At 53.1% G+C, this 22,346-nt stretch carries 24 protein-coding genes; 4 read left to right on the forward strand and 20 right to left on the reverse strand.

The genetic code is table 11. From position 1 onward, the window contains the following. Positions 1-73: 73 nt before the first annotated feature. From BLU64_RS17335 to fliF, 6 genes are all read right to left on the reverse strand, one after another. On the reverse strand, positions 74-1,567 hold the full coding sequence (locus BLU64_RS17335) for a flagellar hook-length control protein FliK (RefSeq protein WP_051625527.1): 1,494 nt from the start codon (positions 1,565-1,567) through the stop codon (positions 74-76). Then, complete coding sequence (fliJ, locus tag BLU64_RS00080; RefSeq protein ID WP_026743002.1) at positions 1,564-2,010, reverse strand: flagellar export protein FliJ; 447 nt, start codon at positions 2,008-2,010, stop codon at positions 1,564-1,566. Before fliJ ends, BLU64_RS17335 begins: the two co-directional genes overlap by 4 nt. A 94-nt stretch (positions 2,011-2,104) precedes the next feature. After that, the gene (gene fliI, locus BLU64_RS00085) at positions 2,105-3,463 is read right to left on the reverse strand and encodes a flagellar protein export ATPase FliI (protein WP_026743003.1); all 1,359 of its coding nucleotides are present in this window, start codon (positions 3,461-3,463) and stop codon (positions 2,105-2,107) included. Continuing rightward, complete coding sequence (gene fliH, locus BLU64_RS00090; RefSeq protein WP_074727616.1) at positions 3,463-4,161, reverse strand: flagellar assembly protein FliH; 699 nt, start codon at positions 4,159-4,161, stop codon at positions 3,463-3,465. The genes fliI and fliH overlap by 1 nt, the downstream gene beginning before the upstream one ends. Next, the gene (gene fliG / locus BLU64_RS00095) at positions 4,154-5,146 is read right to left on the reverse strand and encodes a flagellar motor switch protein FliG (RefSeq protein WP_026741098.1); all 993 of its coding nucleotides are present in this window, start codon (positions 5,144-5,146) and stop codon (positions 4,154-4,156) included. The genes fliH and fliG overlap by 8 nt, the downstream gene beginning before the upstream one ends. Next, complete coding sequence (gene fliF, locus BLU64_RS00100) at positions 5,143-6,867, reverse strand: flagellar basal-body MS-ring/collar protein FliF (protein ID WP_071999785.1); 1,725 nt, start codon at positions 6,865-6,867, stop codon at positions 5,143-5,145. Before fliF ends, fliG begins: the two co-directional genes overlap by 4 nt. A 253-nt stretch (positions 6,868-7,120) precedes the next feature. Between fliF and fliE the strand changes: the two genes are divergently transcribed. Continuing rightward, positions 7,121-7,438, forward strand: a complete 318-nt coding sequence (gene fliE / locus BLU64_RS00105; protein WP_026741096.1) for a flagellar hook-basal body complex protein FliE — start codon at positions 7,121-7,123, stop codon at positions 7,436-7,438. A gap of 383 nt (positions 7,439-7,821) precedes the next feature. Here fliE and fliT read toward each other — a convergent pair whose 3' ends face one another. The 14 genes from fliT to flgB all read right to left on the reverse strand — a co-directional run bounded on the left by fliT (position 7,822) and on the right by flgB (position 20,606). Continuing rightward, on the reverse strand, positions 7,822-8,193 hold the full coding sequence (gene fliT / locus BLU64_RS00110; RefSeq protein ID WP_026743006.1) for a flagellar protein FliT: 372 nt from the start codon (positions 8,191-8,193) through the stop codon (positions 7,822-7,824). Positions 8,194-8,312: 119 nt separating this feature from the next. Continuing rightward, entirely contained in the window at positions 8,313-8,717 is a 405-nt protein-coding gene (fliS, locus tag BLU64_RS00115; RefSeq protein ID WP_026743007.1) for a flagellar export chaperone FliS, read from the reverse strand. 25 nt (positions 8,718-8,742) lie between these two features. After that, positions 8,743-10,236, reverse strand: coding sequence for a flagellar filament capping protein FliD (gene fliD / locus BLU64_RS00120; RefSeq protein WP_083351048.1), 1,494 nt, complete (start codon positions 10,234-10,236; stop codon positions 8,743-8,745). Positions 10,237-10,538: 302 nt separating this feature from the next. Next, entirely contained in the window at positions 10,539-11,519 is a 981-nt protein-coding gene (flgL, locus tag BLU64_RS00125) for a flagellar hook-associated protein FlgL (protein WP_026743009.1), read from the reverse strand. A gap of 57 nt (positions 11,520-11,576) precedes the next feature. Further along, a complete protein-coding gene (gene flgK / locus BLU64_RS00130; protein WP_026743010.1) occupies positions 11,577-13,232 on the reverse strand; it encodes a flagellar hook-associated protein FlgK in 1,656 nt (551 codons plus the stop codon). 104 nt (positions 13,233-13,336) lie between these two features. Further along, positions 13,337-14,320: a flagellar assembly peptidoglycan hydrolase FlgJ gene (flgJ, locus tag BLU64_RS00135; RefSeq protein ID WP_051625529.1), complete on the reverse strand. Its 984-nt coding sequence runs from the start codon at positions 14,318-14,320 to the stop codon at positions 13,337-13,339. Next, positions 14,320-15,429, reverse strand: coding sequence for a flagellar basal body P-ring protein FlgI (locus BLU64_RS00140; protein WP_036153053.1), 1,110 nt, complete (start codon positions 15,427-15,429; stop codon positions 14,320-14,322). The genes flgJ and BLU64_RS00140 overlap by 1 nt, the downstream gene beginning before the upstream one ends. 10 nt (positions 15,430-15,439) lie before the next feature. Then, on the reverse strand, positions 15,440-16,105 hold the full coding sequence (locus tag BLU64_RS00145; RefSeq protein WP_026743013.1) for a flagellar basal body L-ring protein FlgH: 666 nt from the start codon (positions 16,103-16,105) through the stop codon (positions 15,440-15,442). A 105-nt stretch (positions 16,106-16,210) separates the two neighbouring features. Then, complete coding sequence (gene flgG, locus BLU64_RS00150; protein ID WP_074727620.1) at positions 16,211-16,993, reverse strand: flagellar basal-body rod protein FlgG; 783 nt, start codon at positions 16,991-16,993, stop codon at positions 16,211-16,213. A gap of 20 nt (positions 16,994-17,013) precedes the next feature. Next, positions 17,014-17,769, reverse strand: coding sequence for a flagellar basal body rod protein FlgF (locus BLU64_RS00155; protein ID WP_074727622.1), 756 nt, complete (start codon positions 17,767-17,769; stop codon positions 17,014-17,016). Between the two features lie 22 nt (positions 17,770-17,791). Beyond that, positions 17,792-18,997: a flagellar hook protein FlgE gene (gene flgE, locus BLU64_RS00160; RefSeq protein ID WP_026743016.1), complete on the reverse strand. Its 1,206-nt coding sequence runs from the start codon at positions 18,995-18,997 to the stop codon at positions 17,792-17,794. A gap of 86 nt (positions 18,998-19,083) precedes the next feature. Next, positions 19,084-19,764: a flagellar hook assembly protein FlgD gene (gene flgD, locus BLU64_RS00165; protein WP_026743017.1), complete on the reverse strand. Its 681-nt coding sequence runs from the start codon at positions 19,762-19,764 to the stop codon at positions 19,084-19,086. 18 nt (positions 19,765-19,782) lie between these two features. Then, a complete protein-coding gene (gene flgC / locus BLU64_RS00170; protein WP_026741083.1) occupies positions 19,783-20,187 on the reverse strand; it encodes a flagellar basal body rod protein FlgC in 405 nt (134 codons plus the stop codon). Positions 20,188-20,192: 5 nt separating this feature from the next. Further along, the gene (flgB, locus tag BLU64_RS00175; RefSeq protein WP_026743018.1) at positions 20,193-20,606 is read right to left on the reverse strand and encodes a flagellar basal body rod protein FlgB; all 414 of its coding nucleotides are present in this window, start codon (positions 20,604-20,606) and stop codon (positions 20,193-20,195) included. An 88-nt stretch (positions 20,607-20,694) separates the two neighbouring features. Between flgB and flgA the strand changes: the two genes are divergently transcribed. From flgA to BLU64_RS00190, 3 genes are all read left to right on the forward strand, one after another. Next, on the forward strand, positions 20,695-21,486 hold the full coding sequence (gene flgA / locus BLU64_RS00180; RefSeq protein WP_083351049.1) for a flagellar basal body P-ring formation chaperone FlgA: 792 nt from the start codon (positions 20,695-20,697) through the stop codon (positions 21,484-21,486). Between the two features lie 80 nt (positions 21,487-21,566). Further along, the gene (gene flgM / locus BLU64_RS00185) at positions 21,567-21,863 is read left to right on the forward strand and encodes a flagellar biosynthesis anti-sigma factor FlgM (RefSeq protein ID WP_026743020.1); all 297 of its coding nucleotides are present in this window, start codon (positions 21,567-21,569) and stop codon (positions 21,861-21,863) included. A 28-nt stretch (positions 21,864-21,891) separates the two neighbouring features. After that, positions 21,892-22,329 carry a flagella synthesis protein FlgN gene (locus BLU64_RS00190; RefSeq protein ID WP_026743021.1) on the forward strand — a complete coding sequence of 146 codons (438 nt, stop codon included), beginning with the start codon at positions 21,892-21,894 and terminating at the stop codon, positions 22,327-22,329. The last annotated feature ends 17 nt before the right edge of the window (positions 22,330-22,346 follow it).

Genomic DNA, 22,346 nt, shown 5'->3' on the forward strand with positions numbered 1-22,346 from the left:
TAATTATCCCGTCTATTCCGCCGTTCAATAGGATGAATAGACGAGGAAAATCACACTAGCTTACTGATTTGCTTCACGCAAAGGTATCGACGCCACTCGAGGAGGACGCCAATCTCTGCAGTGAGGCAGGCACATCCACGATGTCCATGTGGCTGTCCAGGCTGCTCGAATACTGAGACGAAGACGAACCGCCGCCTGCGCTCTGCTGTTGCCCCTGTTGCCATTCGGAGCCGGCGAAGGTCTCGCTGCCCACACTACTCTGGTTTAGCGTAATACCGCTTTCAGATAACGCCGTTCTCAGCTGCGGCATCGCCGCTTCTAAGGCTGCCCGAACCTGGCCATGCGCAGACGCAAGGTGTATTTGAGCCTGGTTATCATCCATCGTCATGCTGACCTGAATTGCGCCAAGCTCCTGCGGATGCAGACGCAGCTCAACGTTTTGCTGATTATTACGCGTAAACATCACAACCTGCTGGCTGAGCGCCTGTTGCCACTCATCGCTGCCCAGACGAGATGTCAGCACCGCAGTTTGCGGCGTCGCGGCGGCGGAGGTGTTGGCCTGAGTGCTGTTTAGCGCACCCAAGGCGCTATTCACCGTCGCGGCGCTGGAACTGCTGTTGTTGGCAGATGACGGCTCTTGGCTCACCTTGAACGCGTTGCTCACGGCAGCTGTGATATCCGATGACTGAACCTTGTTTGACGTCGCACTGGTATCAACCACCGTGTTTTTCAGGTCGGTCGTATCGTCTTTTCCGTTTCCTTTAGACGCCGTTTTACCGGAAGCGCGACCCAAAATATCGCTTAATGCCGCCTCGTCGTCCTGCCCTGTCGTCGCGTCATCAGCGACGGCATTCAGCATGGAGGTCAAGGACGTGCTCTGCTGACCATCAGTCAGCGTCTGCAAGGCATTTTGTCCATCGACACTCAGAGCGGCGACGCCTTCACTCTGGCTGGTTATCGGCTGAGCGGTGACTTTTTGTAACTGCGGAGCCAATCCTGCCCCCAGCATGGCCATAATCGTTGACGAGGCATCCTGATCGGAAATCACAACCGAGCTGTCGGTATCCGCAATCGCCTGCTCGCCCAACGTTAACGCAGCGTCATCGCGACTATCGGCTGCATCGGTCGTCGCGGTCTCGGCTTTTGCTGCCGTAGACTTACCGTGTGTCGTGTGCGACTGCTTCAGCAGCGCGCTCAGCGAAGACTGCCCGGAAGACGCCGTTGTCGTCGACTCTTCGCCCACATTCGCGTCCGCCAACTGCGCATCTTCACTTCCATCAGCCTGTTTTGCCGACGTATTTTCGGTTTTCGTCGTGGTGTTGGACGACGACTGAGTCGTGGGGTGTTTTACCGGCTGAGGCTCTATTTCTTTATTCTGAGTATGTTGAGAAGCCGCGTTCGACGCGTTTTGCTGTATACGATTTTGCTCTTCATTCAGGTGTGACGAAAACAGCGCCGTAAAGCTGTTAGGCTGTGACGCATTACTGTCTTGGCTGCTGCTGGACGAGCTCGAATCGGTTCGAGCGGTCTCAGACGCTGAAAGAGCAGTAACAGTGGTTAGATTCATGGATTCAGTTTCCTCAATGACGAGCGCTGTGCAAATTCATCCATCAGTTTCTGGTCTCGACGATTCTCACGAACCAAGAGTTCCTGAGCCGCCCGTTCTTTTAATGTTTCGAACGCATTCAGCCGCTGGCGCTTGGCCTGCCAGGTTTTCATGGCCTGCTCAAGGCGCTGTGCCCATACGGCCAGCTGTTTGCGATGTTGTTCGATGGCCAACTCGAGAGTTTTGATAAACTGTTGATAGTTATACCAATTCGCCGCATTAATACCGCTACCCATACTTTGTTGCAACTGTACACGGTAGTCATCTTCATACCCGAGCAGCATATCGAGCTGCTGCTGTGCCTGTACGTGCGACTGACGGATCTGCCCCAGCAGAGTAGCGGCATCGTCCGCTTCCTGCTGAGCCAATTCGCGAAGTTTGTCGAGAGGGGTTTCAGTTTTCATAGTACCTCAATCACATACAGTTACCGGCGGCCTGCTAGCTTTGCCCCTGTCGGGTAATGCTTTTCGCCCTGGTAATCAAATACACCACATGACATCACATGCCGAACAACGCATTGAGTTGCTGCAATGCCTGCTGTTCATCGCACCGTTCGAACATTCCCTGCTGTAAAAAGGCTTCCATCTGCGGATAGAGCTGAATGGCCTGATCCAGCAAGGGGTCGGTTCCCGATGCATAGGCCCCTACGCTGATCAAATCTTTGTTCCGCTGATAGACGGATAGCAACTGCTTAAATTGCCTTACTTTGGCGTAATGTGATTCGTCGATCAAAGCGGTCATCGCACGGCTAATCGACGCTTCGATATCAATTGCCGGGTAATGGCCGGACTCAGCGAGCTGTCGAGACAGTACGATATGCCCATCCAGTATGGCCCTTGCGGAGTCGGCGATGGGGTCTTGCTGATCGTCGCCTTCCGTCAACACGGTGTAAAACGCCGTGATAGATCCGCCGCCATGCATACCATTACCTGCACGTTCCACTAACGCGGGCAGCTTGGCGAACACAGAAGGCGGATAGCCCTTGGTCGCCGGTGGTTCGCCAATGGCCAATGCGATTTCTCGCTGCGCCATTGCGTAACGTGTGAGGGAATCCATGATCAAGAGAACATGATGTCCCTTGTCGCGAAAATCTTCCGCAATGCGGGTCGCGTAGGCGGCGCCCTGCATACGCAGCAGCGGGGAAACGTCAGCCGGTGCGGCAATCACTACCGCGCGGGCACGGCCTTCGGCGCCCAAAATATTTTCAATGAAGTCTTTGACCTCACGGCCACGTTCGCCGATCAGGCCCACCACGATGACATCAGCTTCAGTATAGCGGGCCATCATGCCCAGCAGCACACTTTTACCCACGCCGGAACCGGCGAACAGGCCCATACGCTGCCCTCGCCCAACGGTTAACAAAGCGTTAATTGCCCGGACGCCAACATCAAGCACATGGTCGATGGCCGTCCGCTGCAAGGGGTTCACCGGCGGCGTAATTAACGGCGCCTTGAATCCGGTTTCCGGCGGGGGCAATCCATCCAGCGGTTTGCCCGCGCCGTCCAGGATTCTGCCGAGCAGTTCGGGGCCTAGCGGAAGCTTTTTACCTTCGTGCTTTTCTCCGCCACGGGCGTATACGCGCGCGCCGGGGATAATGCCCTCAACTTCCTCGAGCGGCATCAGAAACAATCTTTGCCCATTAAAACCAACGACTTCGCTTTCCACTTCTTCGACTTTGTCGCCATTAACACGCTCTACATAGCAGGTCGCGCCCAGCGGCAAATGCAGACCCGAGGCTTCAAGCACCAGCCCCGTCGCGCGAGTCAAACGCCCGTAGCGACGAACGGTCGGCGTCGTGGCGATCTTCTTCTCGAACGCATCCAGCGTCGTCAGCCAGCGAGAGAGTCGGTTCGTCATCACACCTCTCCCGGCGCAGCCATATGGCACAGCTCGTGCCAACGCGTCGCGATGCTGGCATCCAGATCGCCGTCTTCGGCGCTGACTTTACACCCCCCCGGATGGAGCTGGTTATCCGCCAGTAAACGCCAGCCGTGCTGCGCCAGCGTCGGACCCAACTGTTTCTCCACCCTTTCCATATCGGACGGATGAACGCGTAAATTAGGCTTACCGCTAAATAAAGGTTCCTGCTGAATCATCTGCTGTATCTGATTGAGCAAGGCGGTGCCGTCGCAGACCGGCGCCTGACCCAACACCTGCTTCGCGGCGGTCAACGCCATCTGCATCAGGCGTGCTGTAATCACGCTGTCCAGCGAATCGAGCGTCTGCTGGAATTCGGTTACCATGTGCTGCATCTGCTCAGTCAGCTTTTCTTGCTGCTGTTTCTCTTCCTGGGCGCCCTGCTGACGACCTTCAGTCAGGCCGACTTGGTAGCCCTCATCGTAGCCTTTCTGCTGACCATCTTTGTAGCCAGCATCTTTGGCTTTCAGCTGGACCTCTTCGCGCAGCAGTTCCAGTGACTCCAACGCCTCAACGGGAGAAGTCTCTTCTTCCTCTGAGTGGGATGGCTTTACCTCTTCCTGCTGAGCCGACGGCGGCGGCGCCGCCAAATCGGTCAACGTCCAGGGACGCCACGGTAACTCATTGGTATCAGACATACGCATCCTCGCCGCCACCGATAATCATCTCGCCACTGTCCGCCAGACGGCGCACGATAAGCAGGATGGCTTTCTGTTCGTTTTCGACCTGAGACATACGAACCGGTCCGCGCGTCGCCAGGTCGTCGCGCAGAATTTCTGCCGCACGCTGGGACATGTTGCGCAGGAACTTCTCGCGCAGCGGCTCTTCCGCACCCTTCAGGGCGATCAGCAAGGATTCGGACTCCACTTCCTGCAACAGACGCTGAATACTGCGGTCGTCCACCTCGACCAGATTTTCGAACAGGAACATCTCGTCGATGATTTTCTGCGCCAGCTCACCATCGAACTCGCGAACGGCATCGATAACGGCTTCTTCCTGTTGCGTTTTCATCAGGTTGATAATTTCAGCCGCAGTACGAATACCCCCCATTTTGCTGCGTTTCAGATTCTGTCCGTCCAACAGACCGTTCAGAACTTCCGTCAACTCAGCCAACGCCGCCGGCTGTACACCGCCGAAGGTCGCGATACGCAGCATGACATCATTACGCAAGCGTTCGTCGAACAGCGCCAGGATGTCAGCGGACTGTGCGCGTTTAAGATGGATAAGGATGGTCGCGATGATCTGCGGATGCTCATCTTTAATCAGGTCGGCAGCAGTCTGCGGCTCCATGAAGTTGAGCGTTTCCATCCCTGAAGAGGTTTCTTTGCTTTCCAAAATATCTTCCAGCAAGGTCGATGCACGCTCTTCACCTAGCGCTTTGACCAGAACGGAACGCAGGTAATCGCCTGCATTGACGCTTAGCGCCGCATACTGTTCTGCGGAAACCTCGAATTCTTTCAGCACTTCCATCAGTTGCTGATTGGACACCTGTTTCATGTTCGCCATGGCGGCACTCAGGTGCTGAACTTCACGCGTGGAAAGGTGCGTGAAGACTTCAGCAGCGCGGTCTTCGCCGATAGTCATCAGCAAAATAGCGCTCTTTTCAGTTCCAGTCATACTCATAGTTCAGTACTCATCCATTGGCGAATAACCAGGGCGCAGACGCGAGGGTCGTTCTCGGCCATGTCGCGAATACGCTGGCTTTGAAGCTCGGTATTGACGCGCTGTTGCGATTTACGCTGCAAGTCTTGCTCTTCTTTGCTGAGCTTGACGATAACGTCTTCATCGCCTTCCTGACCGCCAGATAAACTTTCCGCCATTGCCTGCTGCTCTTTCTTCTTGAGCTGCAACTGCGGACGAACCATTTTGCGCCACATGATCCAGGCGACAATCAGGACAAGCAGCCATTTGCCTGCGCTAATTAACAGATCAAAGAAGGCCTGTTTCTGCCAGAAGGGCAATTCGCTCGCCGCATCATTCGATTCCGTAAACGGCGCGTTGACCACATTGATGCTATCACCACGATCAGTTGAAAAGCCCATGGCTTCGCGCGTGAGTGACTCAATCTGTTTGATCTGCTCTTCGTTCAACGCAGCAGATTTGCCCTCAGCGTTAGGCGCGTAATTGACGACGACTGCCACGGACAAACGCTGTACGGCGCCAGCGCTTTGCTTGGTGTGACGAATGGTGCGGTCCACCTCGTAGTTGATGGTCTGATCGCGGCGGTTGTTGGAAGACTGTACCCCCCCGTTCGCTCCGCCCTGATTCGCACCATTGGCAGCGTTCGCCTGCTGCTGACCATTCGCATTATTCTGCGCTCCGTTAGCATTCGTGCCGGCATTTGGCGCGACAATCGGCGCCGTCGGCGTCGCAGGAGGCTGATTCGACAGAGCGCCAGGTACGCCGCCCACGTTTCTTCCGCCCAACTGTTCACTCTGGCTAGACTGCTGAGAACGAACAGCGGCTTGATTCGGAGCCTGATTCGGCTGGTACTGCTCATCCGTCTGCTCACGATTGGAGAAGTCGATCTGGGCTGTGACCTGCGCGTGAACGTTACCCGTGCCGACAATCGGTGCCAGGATAGCTTCGATACGACGCTGGAAGCGGTTTTCAACTTCGTTGGCATATTTCAGCTGCGCCGCGTTCAAGTCGCGTCCTGTGCCGTCCGTTTGCGTGAGCAGACGGCCATTCTGGTCAACAACAGTGACATTGTCGGGCGGTAAGCCAGCGACGCTGCTGGACACCATGTAGACAAGGGCGTTGATCTGCCCTTCGTCCAGTGCTCTGCCCGGCTGCAAGTTCAAGGTCACCGATGCTGAAGGGGATTTTTGTTCACGCACAAATAAGGACGGTTTCGGGATCGCCAAATGAACCCGCGCTTTTTGCACAGGACCCAGCGTCTCCATCGTTCGGGACAGCTCGCCTTCCAAAGCGCGCTGATAGTTAACCTGCTCGCTAAACTGACTAATGCCAAACTTCTCTTGGTCGAGCAGCTCAAACCCCACCGAACCGCCCTTGGGCAGCCCTGATTGTGCGAGTTTTAACCGGGTCTCATAAACATTTTCCGCCGGTATCAGCAAAGCCCCACCATTATCGCTGAATCGGTAGGGGATGTTCATCTGCGTGAGCTGGGTGACGATCTCCCCGCCGTCACGATCGTTAAGATTACTGTAAAGCACTCTATAATCAGGACTTTTCGCCCACAAAACCAACGCTGTAACCACAGCCACAGCAAAGGCTGCGGCGACTAATAAAGGTACTTTCGGATTAGCACGCAGCCGGGTAAGCACAGCAGTAAATCCGTTGATACTCATTGCGGGCGAACTGCTTTTAGCGGAGCTCATGCACTATTCCTGCCAATTAACATTTTAGTAGCTATTGATAAAAACAAAATTTACTCCCTGAATAATCAACGGTTGCTCTGAAATTCAACACCCGCCTTTAAGATTTGGGCGATATATTATTTATCCCATAAGGCCAATTCTATAGGTGAATTAGCCTAGGTTTTTATGCCTATTTAGAAGCTTAGGGTTGCTGGTATTCTGCTACAGTTGTCGCCTATAAATATTTGGTCACAGAGAAAACCCGAGGGTTTAAATGTCTATACAGGGAATTGAATCCGTCGTTCAGCAGTTGCAAAGCGTAGCACTTCAATCAACCGGTAGTGCTTCTAACGCGATTGCTGAACAGCAAAGCGGCTTTGCGGACGAGATGAAGTCCGCGCTGGGAAAAATCAGCGAACAACAGACCACAGCACGTGCGCAAGCGCAGAAATTCGAGCTGGGTGAAGAAGGCGTAGCGCTGAATGACGTGATGGTCGACCTACAAAAAGCGTCTATTTCGATGCAGATGGGTATTCAGGTGAGAAATAAACTGGTTTCCGCTTACCAGGAAATCATGAATATGTCAGTGTAAATAAAGATGACGATTTGAATACACCTCGCCCATTAGCTATCCAACGATCAGCATCCTTCGGGCTATTCGCTTTCGCATAGCCTGGTCCCTCCCTTCCCCGAATGACTTCCTACTCTGTTTTTATGGCGTCTATCGCTATTGAGCACGCTCAATTTTATTTACAGCTGACGCTCTCTCTTAAAAAAAATTTAAGACGCGCTTCTAGGCAATTTAATTTTAGGGAGAGGGAACTCGGCAACTGGCAGGCGATAAATTTAGGAGGTTTGTTTGGGTATGACATCCGCACGGGCGAGCAGGTTTGCTCAGGGGCAACGTGTCTCCATGAACTTACTAAGGAAGCACGTCGGTACGTTGGACGACAAGCGGCATCAAGCTAAGTTGACTTATTCTTTGCCGCCGCCGGGTAACATGGAATCATGATCGGCGAACTTATGGTAAGCCGCATTCACTGACTGCTGCCTGGCCGATTGACCGATAAGCCCCTTCAACTCTTTGAGACGCGACTCCAGTAGTTGAGTAATTGCCGTTTCGTTGCTCAATATCGTGTCGAGGCACCGCTTGATCTGACCTTGTTCCGCGTTGGAAACGATATTGTCATGTTTAATCAGGCCTGGAAGAATGCCAACTTCCTCAAGGTAACGCTGTTCAACTTCGATCAATTCCGCCCATTCTGCTTTTTTTGCGAGTGCCAGCATACGATCGCTTAGTTCAAGGATTCGCTGATAACAGACAAGAACTGATTTGCTGGCTTCCATTGTAATTTCCTGACCTACACGGTGGATTATGATTAACGCAGAACGGCAAAAGACTAAAACTGTGCCGTACACAAAGGTATTCCGATGATAATTCCGGCACAGCTAAAGCCAATCACGAATCAATCAACAGCGGTATTTTTTTCAGGACCTATTTCTTTCCAGGAATCAGCAATGCCTCGCAAGAGTTCCGTGATGTTTTCTAATAGAGCGCGATCGTTGTGCAAGTTGGCATGAAGCAGCTGTCTAATCATATAGTCATACAGCTGCGCCAGATTCGCGCTAATCTCACCGCCCTTCTCCATATCCAGAGAAGCCAGTAATCCACTGTCAATGATCCTGATGGCCTTGGTAATCGCGTTACCCTTCTCCACCGTGTCTTCTTGTTCCATGAAAATATCTGCACGGACAAGGGCACTGATGGCACCATCAAACAACATGGTAATCAGTTTATGCGGGCTGGCGCTCATCACGCCGCTTTCCAGCCCCACCTGCGCATAAGCCTGTGAACCATACATCATCGCCATAAAAACACTTTCCTTACACTAAGCGTTAACTGCTGGAGCTACTGCTCAGCTGTTCGAAAGCCGAAGTCAGGTAATCGCCCGTACTATTCAGCTCTGAGACCAGCACATCCAACTTCGTGAATTGAGTTCTGTAGCGGCTCATCGTATTCTCGATGCTGCTTTGCACCTGAGAATACTGTGTCTTGAGCTTATCGATAATCGAAGTGATGCCTGATTCGGCATTATCGATCAATCCGTTGCTCTCTGTATAGGATGACACGGTAGAAACCAACTGTGTTGCCAGTCCCGTGGTTTTACCGTCACCCATGAAGAATTCGCCTACTGCAGAACCATTGTCGGTGAGCGCATTGACCAGCGTGGTGTTATCGATGGTTAGCGTTCCCCGGACAACGTTCCCCGTAGTGGAGTCCGTACTCGTTCCGAGCGAAATACCCATTTGCGACAACACTTTGAAAGTATCGCTACTTTGGGCTGAACTGATCATCGACTTTATCTGGTTTTTCACGCTGCTCAGGGTTGAGTCGCCCACTAAAGCGCCGTTGCTTGTAGACTGTGATTCGCCGGCGCTCACGCTGGTGTAAGCGCTCAACGAAGAGAATGACGTCAACAGTGTATTATAAGCACTCACCCAGTCAGTAATCGCGCTGGCGGCATCCGTGACGCTTTTCGTCACGACCAGGTTTTCCGAAGCGCTGGAAGCGGCGTTCAATGTCAGCGTGACACCTTCGGTCGGAACGTCGGTCACCGTGTTGCTGCTACGTTCGATTGCAATGCCGTTGACCGTCAGCTTGGCGTTCTGCGCCGCTACCTGCTCCGTCATCCCATTGGATGAGGCGCTGCTGTCATAACCCAGAATGCTGTTCAACGTGCTGTCGTCTGAGCTCACGCTCATCGTTGACGTTTCACCCGTAGAGTCTGAGGTCAGGGTTAACTGATAGCTGCTGTCGCCCGACTGTACAATACTTGCCGTCACGCCCGCTTTCGCGGAGTTGATCGCGCTGGCAATACCTGAGAGCGAAGTCTGGTCGTTCGTCAGGGAGATATTTACCGCACTGTTGCTACCAACCTGGAGAGTCAAATTGCGCGTCGTTAGGCTGCTATCGCCCAACTGAGTTGTCTTACTGGACTGAGAGCTGGTCGCCAGCGTTTGCGCGGTGGCCAGTTGGCTCACTTTTACCGTATAAGTCCCAGACGTTGCGCTGGAAGTAGCTGTGCTGGAGAACGAAGTATTGGTCGAAGTTTGCTTAGTGGCATACAGGGAGCTGTCACTCAGTTTTTCTGTTGCCGTAGAAAACGTTTCCAAGGCGCTTTGCAGCGTGCCATAAGCCGTCAGCTTGGACTCATAGCTGGTCTGTTTAGTCGTAATCGCGGTAAGTTTTTGGTTCTCGACTTCTTCCAGAGAGTCCAGAATGCCAGACAAGTCCAAGCCAGATCCGACGCCCAATGATGTAACCAATCCCGAACTGGAACTCGTTGTGCTTGATGACGTACTACTGGTCGTGCTTGATGTCGTAGCCATATTCTCTTACCCCTCAATAAATGTGTTCATCCATCTGCATAGATTATCGGCAGCATGTTTGAAAAGTTTAAGCTGCTGTCAACATTTAGAAGATAACCATGCAAGAATACCCCCTAATGCACGCGCTAACGGTGGGTGTACCCTCGCGAAACAGCAAGTTCCGCCTGGATTTCGTCGTGCTAACGGGCACAAAACGGCCCGATGCGTAAAATAAAAAAACGGCCGTATCGCCTGCTATAAACAGGACGATACCGCCTAAACAAATACGCCCGGTTTAAGCGTATTCCAAAATTTGATGCTAATTAACTATTCATCTCAAACAGCGACATGCCTTTCATTGAAGAGAATGTGCTTTGAGCAGCCTGCAACGCCACCTTTTGCATGGTGACGTTAGAAATCATTTCATACATATCGTCGACGTCAGACCCTTTCAAACTGGTCATTCGGTCTGAATAGATCAGATCGCGGCTGTCGCCAATACTGTCTAATGTGGTCAATTCGTTTAGCTTGCTGCCCACGGTGGCTTGCACCGTTGACACGTTATCCAGCGAGTTGGACATTCCCCGGTTAGCTTTATCAAACATCGCCTGGTAGGACTCGCTGCTCGTAGTGTCGTCACCGGTCTCATCCAGCGGAATATCGAGCGCTGTTAACGCATAGTCGATGCTGTTGAACATGTTGGTTTCACTGGCAGAACCATCCGGCTCGGTTTTATAACCCGCAGACAAGCTCATAAAAATGGTTGTCCCCGTGTCGCCCGTGGTCATCGTTCGGCTGGAGTCCACTTTCTGACTCACGGGGGTATCGCTGCCGACGTAGCTCACGTTACCTTCGCTGTCTTCAACAAAAGGGGCGGTATCGGTTTTGTAACCAGCGAAAATGTAGTTACCGTTGCTGTCGGTGGTATTGGCTAGCGTCAGCAACTGGTCTTTGTATCCTTGCAGCTCAGTCTTCATAGACTGACGATCGGAATCGCTGTAGGTGGTGCTCGCCGCTTTGACCAGCAAGGTTTGGACGTTCTGGATTACGTCAGTGACCTGATCCAGTACGGTAGATTCCAAAGACAGGTTGGTGGTCGCTGTGTCGCGCGCCGTCGCGAACTGCTCGTTGGTTGACTGTGATTGCGCCAGCACCACGGCTTGTGACGAAGCGATGGGATCGTCCGATGGTTTGTTGACCAGCTGTCCATTGGACAAATCTAACGCCGCGCTCTGATATTTCGAGTAGGCGTTCGTGATGCTCTGCATGTTCTGCTGATAAATCATCGATGAGCTAAGACGCATAACACAGTCCTTAAATTGAATTTATACATTATTTTCAATAAATTGGTGAAGCACTCGTTAGCCTGAAATTGCAGCCAGCAAGGAATCAAAAATCGACCCGGCGGTTGACAAAATTTTGGCGTTCGCCGTGTAGTATTCCTGATAGCGCTGTAGGTCGATATATTCTTCATCCATGTTGACCCCGGAGATCGACTGCTGCTTTTCAGTCAACTGCTCCACGATGCTGGATTGCGTCGTGGCGGTGGTTTCAGCGCTTTGCGTTTTAACACCGATTTCACTGACCAGTGATGCATAGGCTTCGCTGAAGGTAGCGTTGCCATTGACCTGGTTACTGCTTTGCAACGCCAGCAAGGCGGCGGCGTTTCGGTTATCACTCTCGCCGCTGCTATCGTCATTAAGCGCGGCGGCAATTTTCGCCGGGTCGGTAATCGCCACCGACATGTTTGAAATCACTTCGCTGACGGTGTTTAGCGTAAATTTGTCACCCGCGTTTGCTGTACCGCTCACCGCGACCTGGACGCCATCGAAACTGAGCATGGGATTGCCGCTGTCATCGGTGCCGCTGGTATAGTCAACGCTCGCGCCGTCTGAGTTGCGCGTAACCGCCCAGGCGCCATTGGCGTACTTTAACGTATAATCGCTGGCTTTCACTGCCGTCGAATCCGCAAAGGTCGCCGTTAAAGAGGCGCTGCCGGAGTTATTGGTATTGCTGACGACACCGGGCTGCGCGAAGCTGAAAAAGTCCGTTCCAACGTCCCCGTTTAGGTCAACGCCTTCCTTATGCTGGGTGTTGAAACTGTTAGCCAGCGTCAAAGCCATGAGCCCCAGCTGGTTGCGTGCGCTATCCAGCGTTTCTGTACGGAACGTCAGCAGTCCGTTGATGCTGCCGCTTTCCAGTGAGTCAGCGCTCAGCTGAATCGGATCACTGATACCATTGTCGTACGCGACCTCGACTCTTGACGGATCGTCAGGAGACGTGACGGTCACCAAGTCGTAAGACTTATCGCCCTGTACCAGCGTCATGCCGTTGGACAGACTGACGCTCACCATGCTGTCCTGAGTTGTCGTCGTAACGCCAACAACCTTGCTCATTTCAGTGATTAACTGGTCGCGCTGGTCCAGCAGGGAGTTGGCGGAACTGGAGCCGCTGCCTAGCTGAACGATCTTTTCGTTCAGATCCGCGATCTGCTTGGAATAGGTGTTGATCTGCGCCACGCTGGTTTTCAATTCAGAGTTAATCGACGAATCCATATCCTGAAGATATTTATCCGTGCTGCTGAACTGATTTAGCATACTTTGCGCGCTGCTGATCACCGTCTGACGCGCAGAAGAGTCGCTCGCGTTCGTGCTGAGCGACTGCAATGAAGAGAAGAATGAAGACATCAGTGTGGACAGGCTGTTGTCACTATCGGACAACAGGTTGTCGATCTGAGAAACCTGCTCAGAATAAGCGGTAGTGCCAGCGTAGTTGCTGGACGCAGCGCGCAGCTGACTGGTGACCAGGGAGTCATAGGCCCTGTCGACGGAAACAACATTCACGCCATTGCCAACCGTGCCATAAGGCTTTTGCGTACCGGCATTCTGGGCCAGGGAAACGCTCTGTTTGCTGTAGCCATCAGTATAGACATTACTGATATTGTTAGACGTGGTGCTAATAGCCACATTCGCAGCTTTCAGGCCTGACGACGCAATGTTTATCAATGAACTGGCCATGAAATTTCCTTTATATTACAAATTCTAACCGGCAATGGTGTCTGATAAAGTTATCGGCTGGGGCCACATAAACTTGAGCAAGAAAATAAAAAAATAAAAGCGGTTTAAAATAAGTTACTTATGTCGTGTGTATACGCCTTCACCGCTTTCTCCGTGGTGTTCTTTATCTGCCCGATAATTTGCACCAGCTTGTCTCCGTAACGCGGATCGGTCGCGTAGCCTGCTCTCTGCAGTTCATAGGCCGCCGCCTCTGCGCTATTCGCATTCACGACACCCTTATAACGCGCGTTGTCAGTCAGCAGGGAGATGTAGTCGTTGATCGAATCCAAATAGCTATCGTAGACGCGGAACTTCTCTTTGACCTTATAGGCACGACCGTTTTCGAACTCGGTCGTGACGATTTCGGTGACTTTTCCGTCCCAGTTGCTGCCGGCTTTCACACCAAACAGGTTATGGCTGGGTTTGCCGTCGCTAGTCGTGATCTCACGTTTTCCCCAGCCCGACTCCAGCGCGGCCTGCGCCATAATTAGATGATGTGGGATACCGGTTTTCAGGCTAGCGATCATGGAAGGCATCGACAAACGGTGAGTAAAGTCTTCAGACGACGGCGCTAATTCCGGCTGCGCCTTGGTTGCGCTCTCACCCTGCTGGTCTGGATTATGACGCTTCAAAAACTCGCCCATCAGCGCCGGGGTAAAAGCGGACGACGTTAAAAAGTCGTCCTTACTAACCGGCATTGGCGTCGTTCCCACCGCATTGTCAGGCAGTTCATTCACATTGCGGCTAAGCTGCTTCACCATCATGTCGGCCAGCCCCAGTCCTTTGGCGGAGAGGTCTTGTGCAACCTGTTGGTCATACATGCTGGTATAAAGCCGCGTCTGATCGCTGCTGAGCAAGCCGTCTTTCGGCAGCGCCGAACGCATGCTCTTCAACATCATGTTGACGAACAAACCTTCGACCTGCTTCGCCACTTTTTTCAGCGCTGACGGATCGTTTTTGACCGCATCATTGCGTAGCTTGTTCAGCGATCTGACGTCATAGGCCGCGGAAGCCTGATCGATCGAACTGGTGTTATCGAGCTTCATCATTAGATGATTTCCACTTCCGCCTTGACGCAGCCCGCGCTGTGCATCGCCTGGATGATGGACATCAGATCCATCGGCGTCGCGCCCAGCGAGTTAAGCGCACGAACCACGCTGTTCAAATTGGTGCCCGCATTCACGCGTTGAAGCGCCCCGCCTTCCTGACGCATATCGATCTGCGTCTGCTGGGTGACAACGGTTTGCCCACCGGCCAGCGGCGTGTTCGGCTGATTTACATTTTGCTGGTTGTTGACCGTAACGGACAGATTGCCCTGCGCGATGGCGCAAGAGTCGAGCGTCACGTTGCGGTTCATCACTACCGATCCGGTACGAGAGTTGATGATGATTTTCGCGTCCATTTCGCCGGTATTGATATTAATGTCCTGAATCTGGGCCAGAAAACGCACCTGAGACGTGCTACCGGACGGTAAAGTGACTTCCACCGTACGACCATCAAGCGGTCTGGCGACGCCAGAGCTATTGAACTGGTTGATAGAGTCGCTGATGCGCTGCGCCAGGCTGAAGTTTTCCTGCTTCAGCTGAAGTGTCAGATTGTTAGTAGCGCCAAACGTGGTTGGCAGCTCGCGCTCAATGGTCGCGCCGCCGTTGATTCTGCCGCCGGACAATTGGTTCACCTTGACCTGGCTCCCGCCGGAGGAAGCCCCCGCACCGCCGACAAGCATGTTGCCCTGCGCCAGCGCGTAGACCTGATTATCGACCCCTTTCAGCGGCGTCATCAATAACGTGCCGCCGCGCAGACTTTTCGCTGACCCCAACGACGACACCACGACGTCAATTTTCTGCCCGGCGCGAGCAAATGCCGGATAGTTAGCAGTAACCATGACCGCCGCAACGTTTTTCAACTGCATATTGGTACCGCTAGGCACGGTAATCCCTAGCTGAGACAACATGTTGGTCAAACTCTGCGTCGTAAACGGCGTCTGAGTGGTTTGGTCGCCCGTACCGTCGAGACCGACAACCAGGCCGTATCCAATCAGCGGGTTATCACGTACGCCTTGAATATCAACCAAATCACGTAAACGCTCGGCGTGTGCTGATGACAAGAGCGTCAGTGATAATGTGATAAATGAAAAAATAAGGTGACGAACCCGCATGATTAACCTCTTAAAATGGTGAAACGTTCAGGAAGAAGCGCTGTAGCCACCCCATTTCCTGGGCTTCATTGATATAGCCTTTGCCGACATATTCGATCCGGGCATCAGCAACCTGTGTGGATACCACGGAGTTGGATCCGGTGATCGTTCTTGGATTCACAATGCCGGAGAAGCGGATATATTCCGCGCCTTGGTTGATGGCAATCTGCTTTTCGCCTACCACGTGCAGGTTGCCGTTACTCAGCACGTCTTTCACCGTCACGGTTATCGTACCGGTAAAGGTGTTTTTCGCGGTCGCACCACCGGAGCCGTCAAAGTCATTTTTCCCTTCTACGTCGAAGTCGGCGCGCTGGTTGCCGAACAGCCCTTGCAACAGACGAGGTGCTGTCGTGACACCGAGCGAACCAGAGCCGTCACGGGATGAGTTCGCACTCGAACTTTTGCTGGCGCTGACATTTTCCTGCAGGGTGATCGTCAGGATATCGCCGACGTTACGGGGACGACGGTCCTCGAACAAAGGTTGGTAGCCGTAGTTCATCGGCTGAACCATCTGAAAGATCGATCCGTTGGTGGCAACCAGGTTAGGCGGCGCAGGCTGCGCCGTCGTTTCGCCTTCGACCAGCTCTTTGTGCGGGAAATAGGCGCATCCGGCTAATGAAGCGCATACCGACAGCATAAGCGCCGGTGCGACGACATTTTTCCACCCGGCACGGCATAGGCGAACACCGCGCATGCGCGGTGCGTTCACTTCTTTTTTCATTAACACCATAAATGTGCTTTCTTAAATTTGCGTAAGCCGCTGTAGCATGGCATCGGAAGTCGTCACCGCCTTACTGTTTATTTCGTAGGCACGCTGTACTTGGATCATATCGACCAGCTCTTCCGCCACGTTGACGTTAGAGGTTTCGACATAACCCTGATAAAGCACACCGGCGCCGTTCTGACCCGGAGTCGACTCTGTCGGCGCGCCGGAACTCTGCGTTTCCTGATACAGGTTCTCACCCAGGCTCTGCAAACCGGTCGGGTTGATGAATGTGCTGAGCGTCAGCTGGCCGATCTGTGTCGCTGCCGCCTGACCCTGTTCAGTCACGCTTACCACACCGTCACGCGCTACCGTCATGGATACCGCGGTGTCTGGCACGGTAATCGCAGGCTGAACCTGGTAGCCGCTGGACGTCACCATCTGACCATTCGCATCCAGCTGGAAAGAGCCATCGCGGGTATACGCGGTGGTGCCGTCCGGCAGCAATACCTGGAAGAAGCCCTGACCATTGATGGCGATGTCTTTGGTGTTTTCCGTCTGTTCCAGGTTACCCTGGCTGTGCAAACGTTCTGTCGAAACCGGACGAACCCCTGTACCCAGCTGCAAACCAGATGGCAGATTGGTTTGCTCCGAAGACTGAGCACCCGGCTGACGAACCGTTTGATACAGCAGATCTTCGAAAACCGCGCGCTGACGCTTAAAGCCGTTGGTACTGACGTTAGCGAGGTTGTTCGAGATGACATCCATGTTGGTTTGCTGAGCATCAAGCCCGGTTTTTGCAATCCACAGTGAACGAATCATAGTGTTACCCTTAAAATTGATTAACTAACAGACAGCAGCTTGTTTGCGCTCTCGGCGTTTTGATCGACGTTCGTGATCACTTTCATCTGCATTTCAAAGCGCCGGGCGCTGTTGATCATGTCAACCAGCGTTTCGGTCGAGTTCACATTGCTGCCTTCCAGGACGCCTGGCATCACTTTCACTGTGTCATCCGCCGGCAAGGCGTTGCCGACTTGCTGCTGAGCCTGAGGGGAGATGTGAAACAGGCCGTCATCACCACGAACCAACTGGTTCGGTTCTGACTTGACCAGCTTCAACGCGCCCGCCGCTCCAACCGTGTTTGGCGCATCGCCGTCGCCTAGCGCGGAAATCGTTCCGTCTGCGGCGATGGTGACAGTGGACTGCACCGGCACCGTCAGCGGACCATCGTCGCCGACGACCGGATAGCCCTGAATGGTGAGCTGACCGGTTTCATCAAGCTGAATAGCACCATTGCGGGTGTAGGCTTCTTCGCCGTTAGGCAGCTGTACGGCCAACCAACCGTCGTCCTGCACAGCCACGTCCAGTGGACGAGACGTATAGTTCAGCGGCCCCTGTGACATATCTGCACCCGGAGTCGACGCCACGACCAGCGTACGGGTTGGGAGCGTAGGCCCCTCGACCGGCACCGCGCGCATGGCGTTCAACTGCGCCCGGAAACCGGGCGTGGACACATTGGCCAGGTTGTTGGCGATGACCGACTGCTGTTCCATCGTCTGACTAGCGGCGCCCATCGCTGTATATATGGCGTGATCCATATCGTTACCTTGTGTGGCTTAATTAACGCAGGTTAACCAGGGTGTTCAGGATGGAATCCTGTGTCTTGATGGTCTGGGCGTTGGACTGATAGTTACGCTGAGCAACGATCATATTGACCAATTCAGAGCCGACATCGACGTTGGATGATTCAAGCGCGCCGCTGGTCAACGACCCCAACAGACCCGTGCCTGCTGTGCCCAAAGAGGCTTCGCCGGAAGAGGACGTTGCGCTCCAGACGTTATCCCCTTCTGATTTCAGGCCCTGGTTGTTAGAGAATGTCGCCAAAACAATCTGTCCCAACAGCTGAGTCTGTCCATTGGAATAGGTGCCGTTGATGGTGCCGTCATCATTGATGGCGTATTCGACCAGGTTACCGGTGGTGTAGCCGTTCTGCGTTTTGCTCAGCTCGGAGCTGGACGCGTTCTGCTGCGTTGAGCCGGCAAAGTCGATGGTGAAGGTGTTGGCTGCGGAACCGTTCAGCGAGTTGGTCGTGACGTTGAAGGACGTCGTTCCGGTCAACTGACCGCTGGTGCTGAAGTTCAGCGTTCCCAGATCCTGAGCGGTCGCCGTGCTATCGCTGCTATCCAGCGCGTGCACTTCCCAGGTATTGTCAGCCGTTTTGGAGAAATAGAGGTTCATGACGTGGGTGTTACCCAGGCTGTCATAAGTGGTCATCGACTTGGTCCAGGAGTAAGTGCTGGAATCGGTCGCGTCAAAGGTAGTACCGGCAGCCAACGCATCGGTGGTGGAGTTCAGGTTGGCGACGTAGGTAGAAGTTGACGTCTGCTGAGCGGCGATGGAACCCGCAGAGATGTTAATCGTAGTCGGTTCAGCGCCCGCAGCAATGGTCGGCGGCGTACCGGTAGCGGAATAACCCGTCACGTAGTAGCCGGTTTTAGTCGTCAGGTTGCGATCCGCATCCAGCTGAAATTCGCCGTTGCGGGTGTAATAAACCGAACCAGCGTCATCCGCTACGCGGTAGAAGCCATTACCTGAAATAGCAACGTCGGTGCCGACGTCGGTATTCTCGATCGTCCCGTCGTTAAAGTTCTGCGTCACGGCGGCGACCTTAACACCCAGGCCGACGGCCGAATCGGCGAAGATGTCCGCGAAAGAAACCGTTGCGCCCTTAAAGCCTGTCGTTTCTGAGTTGGCGATGTTGTTACCAATGACATCCAGATTACTGGAGGCGGCGTTTAATCCGCTGACCGCTTGTGAAAAACCCATTTGGTGATGCTCCTAAAAATAGTTGTTTTGCTGTGTGTTGTTTTAGGCGGCTGGTCTGCTTGTCTTGTCAGCCGCACGATTCACAATCAAATAATCTGTTTCACGTCGCTGAGCGACGCTGTGCCTGACAGGCCGAGGTTCAACACGGCTTCCGAAGAGTCCGTGTTAACGCCGTAGACCAACGCATATTTCAGCGGGGTCGCTGTCACGCTGGCGCCGTCGGAGCCTGTCGCACTCACCGTGTAGGTGTAAGTACCGGCGTCGACGGTGCCACCGCTGTCGTTCGTGCCATCCCAGCTGTAGGTCTGTACGCCGGCACTTTGAGCACCGAGATCTACGGTTTTCACCGTATTACCGCTCGAGTCTTTAATCGTTACATTGACGTCCGTCGCTGCATTGGCCAGTTCGACACCAAATGCAGTGGTCGAGCTGTCAGAGCCGACTACAATGCTGTTGCCCTGGATCAGAACGCCGTTGCCGATCAGAGAGCTAGCCTGTAGGGTTTCAGAAGTGTCCAACTGGCTGGAAATCGAGCCGAGCGTAGTGTTCATGCTTTCTATGCCGCTCAGCGTACTGATCTGGGCAAGCTGTGTAGTGAGCTGGCTGTTGTCCATTGGATTGGTGGGGTCCTGGTTTTGCAACTGCGCAACCAGTAAGGTCATAAATTCGTTCTGCAGGTCGGCACTGCTGCTCGCACTGGACGAACTGCTTGTTGTGCTAACGCTACTGCTATCTGTTGATTCTGTAAGTGAAACTGAGACGCTCATGGCTATTCCCCCACGTTATTATTGGCCTATTGTCAGCGTTTTCTGCATCAATGACTTAGCCGTGTTCAGCACTTCCACGTTTGCCTGATAGCTGCGTGATGCAGAAATGGAGTTCACCATTTCAGCAGTAACATCCACATTAGGCATACGTACGTAGCCACGTTCATCAGCCAGGGGATTCCCCGGTTGATAAACCAGTTTATCTGGAGAGGTGTCCTCAACGACGTCGTCCACTTGCACGCCGCCGATGGCCTGTCCATCCGGAGCAGCCACTTTAAAAACGACCTGCTTGGCACGGTATGGCTCGCCATCGGGTCCGGTCACGCTATCCGCATTCGCCAGGTTACTGGCGCTTACATTCATGCGTTGGGACTGCGCGGTCAGCGCAGAACCTGAAATTTCGAAGATATTAATTAGCGACATACGCGTTATTTATCCTGTAACACTGACATCATGCTTTTGATTTGGCCGTTTAACAGCGTAAGATCCGTTTGATACCGCAGACTGTTGTCTGCGAAATTTGTCCGTTCTCTGTCCATATCTACGGTGTTCCCGTCCAGGGCCGGCTGGTCGGGTACGCGATAGAGCAGATCTAAATCAGGCATTGACGTAGTAGATGCGGGGATATGGCGGGCCGACGTGGTGGCCAACGACGTTGTTGTGCCGGACGCGCGACCTTGCTTCAGGGCTTTATTCAGCTCGCTGGAAAAGTCTATATCCCGGGCTTGATAACCTGGAGTGTCCGCATTAGCGATATTCGCAGAGAGGATCTCCTGGCGTTGAGCCCGTAAATTCAACGCTTCCTGCTGGAAGCGGAATGAAGCATCTAATTTGTCGAGCATGCTTTCCCTCAGGAAAAGTAATTAAAGAAGAGTGACGATAGACAGGATAAACTTCGCGCGGCAACTTTATCGACGGAATAGACGGGAAATGAGTGGCTATTTTCTCGTTTGGCACAGACCGCATCTCTGTAAACTGCACAGGCGATGTTGTGTACTTCAGCAGTCGACTCGACTTCATTTGAGAAAACGGACAGGGGAATTTTTGATGGGATTTTGGCGCAAATTAATCTTATGTAAGATTTTTTTCCTTATCTCACTGCCCCCGGCAGCGGCCGCTGACCGCGACCAGATTACGGCTCAAATCAAGACGTTTATTCAGGGACAGCTCTACGTTCCCTCTGCTGAAGTCAATGTCATTGTTAAAACACCGATCGAAAGAATTGAATTATGCTCTGAGCCTCAGCTGTCGCTGCCTTCAAGAAAGAAAATATGGGGCACCCTCAGCATTCGAGCCATGTGCGGGACCACTCGCCATTTTCTGCAGGCGAGTGTTGAGGTGACTGCGCCATACCTTGTCGCCACCCGTCCGATACCGCCCAAACAGAAAATTCAGGCTGAAGACGTCGCGCTGCAACGCGGCCGTCTTGACGCATTGAGCGTATCGCCGCTGGCGGACCCCACGCTCGCCGTGGGTGCTATCAGCATTCGCATGATTGGCGCCGGACAGCCTATCTCTGCCAACATGTTGCGAAATCCCTGGGCCATCAAAATGGGCGAAACCGTGAAAGTCACGGTTTCGGGAGACGGATTTAGCATCGTCAGCGAGGGGAAATCCATGGATAACGCCGCGCTCAACGACGTCGTCAGGATTCGCATGGAATCTGGACAAATTATTACTGGAATAGCGGCTGAAAAAGGGCTGGTAAAAATTGTACAATAAGCGTTAAAGCTTCGGGTGGATCGTCCGATATAAGTATTCAGTCACTATACCGATATCATATTTGTAAGTAGGGAGGCCTCATGAGCATTGATAGTACTCGTCCGGTATCTGGAGTAAAATCAATACAAAATACGGAAGCGGATTTACTTCACGCCACAAAAAGTAAATCTACTTCTTCCAGCAGTGCAGCGAGCACCAGCGGTCAGACGCAGGTCAGCCTGAGCGAGACTCAGTCCAGCCTGTTGCAGCCGAGCAGCCAGGACATCGATATGGAAAAAGTCGATACCCTGAAGCAGGCTATCAAGGACGGCAAGCTGGAAGTCGACGTGGGTAAAATCGCCGATGCCCTGCTGAGCGAAGTACAGACAACTTACTGATTAGATTATTAAAAGGCAACGTTGGCCCATGCAAATGAATGAAGTTTTGGAACAGATGCTGAATAGCCTTGTGTCGCTTAAGGACATTCTCTCTCAAGAGCAGGATGAACTCAGTGCGCGCCAGGTCAATCCGTCGTTTTTGCATCGGGTGACTGAGAATAAGAATGAGCAACTATCCATTCTCAAGCATTTTGATAACCAGCGCCTGACGCTGGATGCGCAGTTGTCGATTCGCCCTCCCTACCCCGACTCTCCCCAATTGAATGCTCAGTGGTCTCGGATACATGAACTTACTCGCGAGCTGAGTCAGAACAACCACCGCAACGGCCTGTTGCTTAATGCTCAGTTGGAAAATAACCAGCAGCTGCTGGGTTTTCTGGAACAAAAACAGAGTCAGGGAATTTACGGCCCGAATGGTCAGGCCAAGAACACGGGTACGCACCTGGGACGCAAGTTCAGCGTCTAAGACATCATTCAAAGCAG

The sequence above is a fragment of the Lonsdalea quercina genome (assembly GCF_900107885.1).
Classification (GTDB): domain Bacteria; phylum Pseudomonadota; class Gammaproteobacteria; order Enterobacterales; family Enterobacteriaceae; genus Lonsdalea; species Lonsdalea quercina.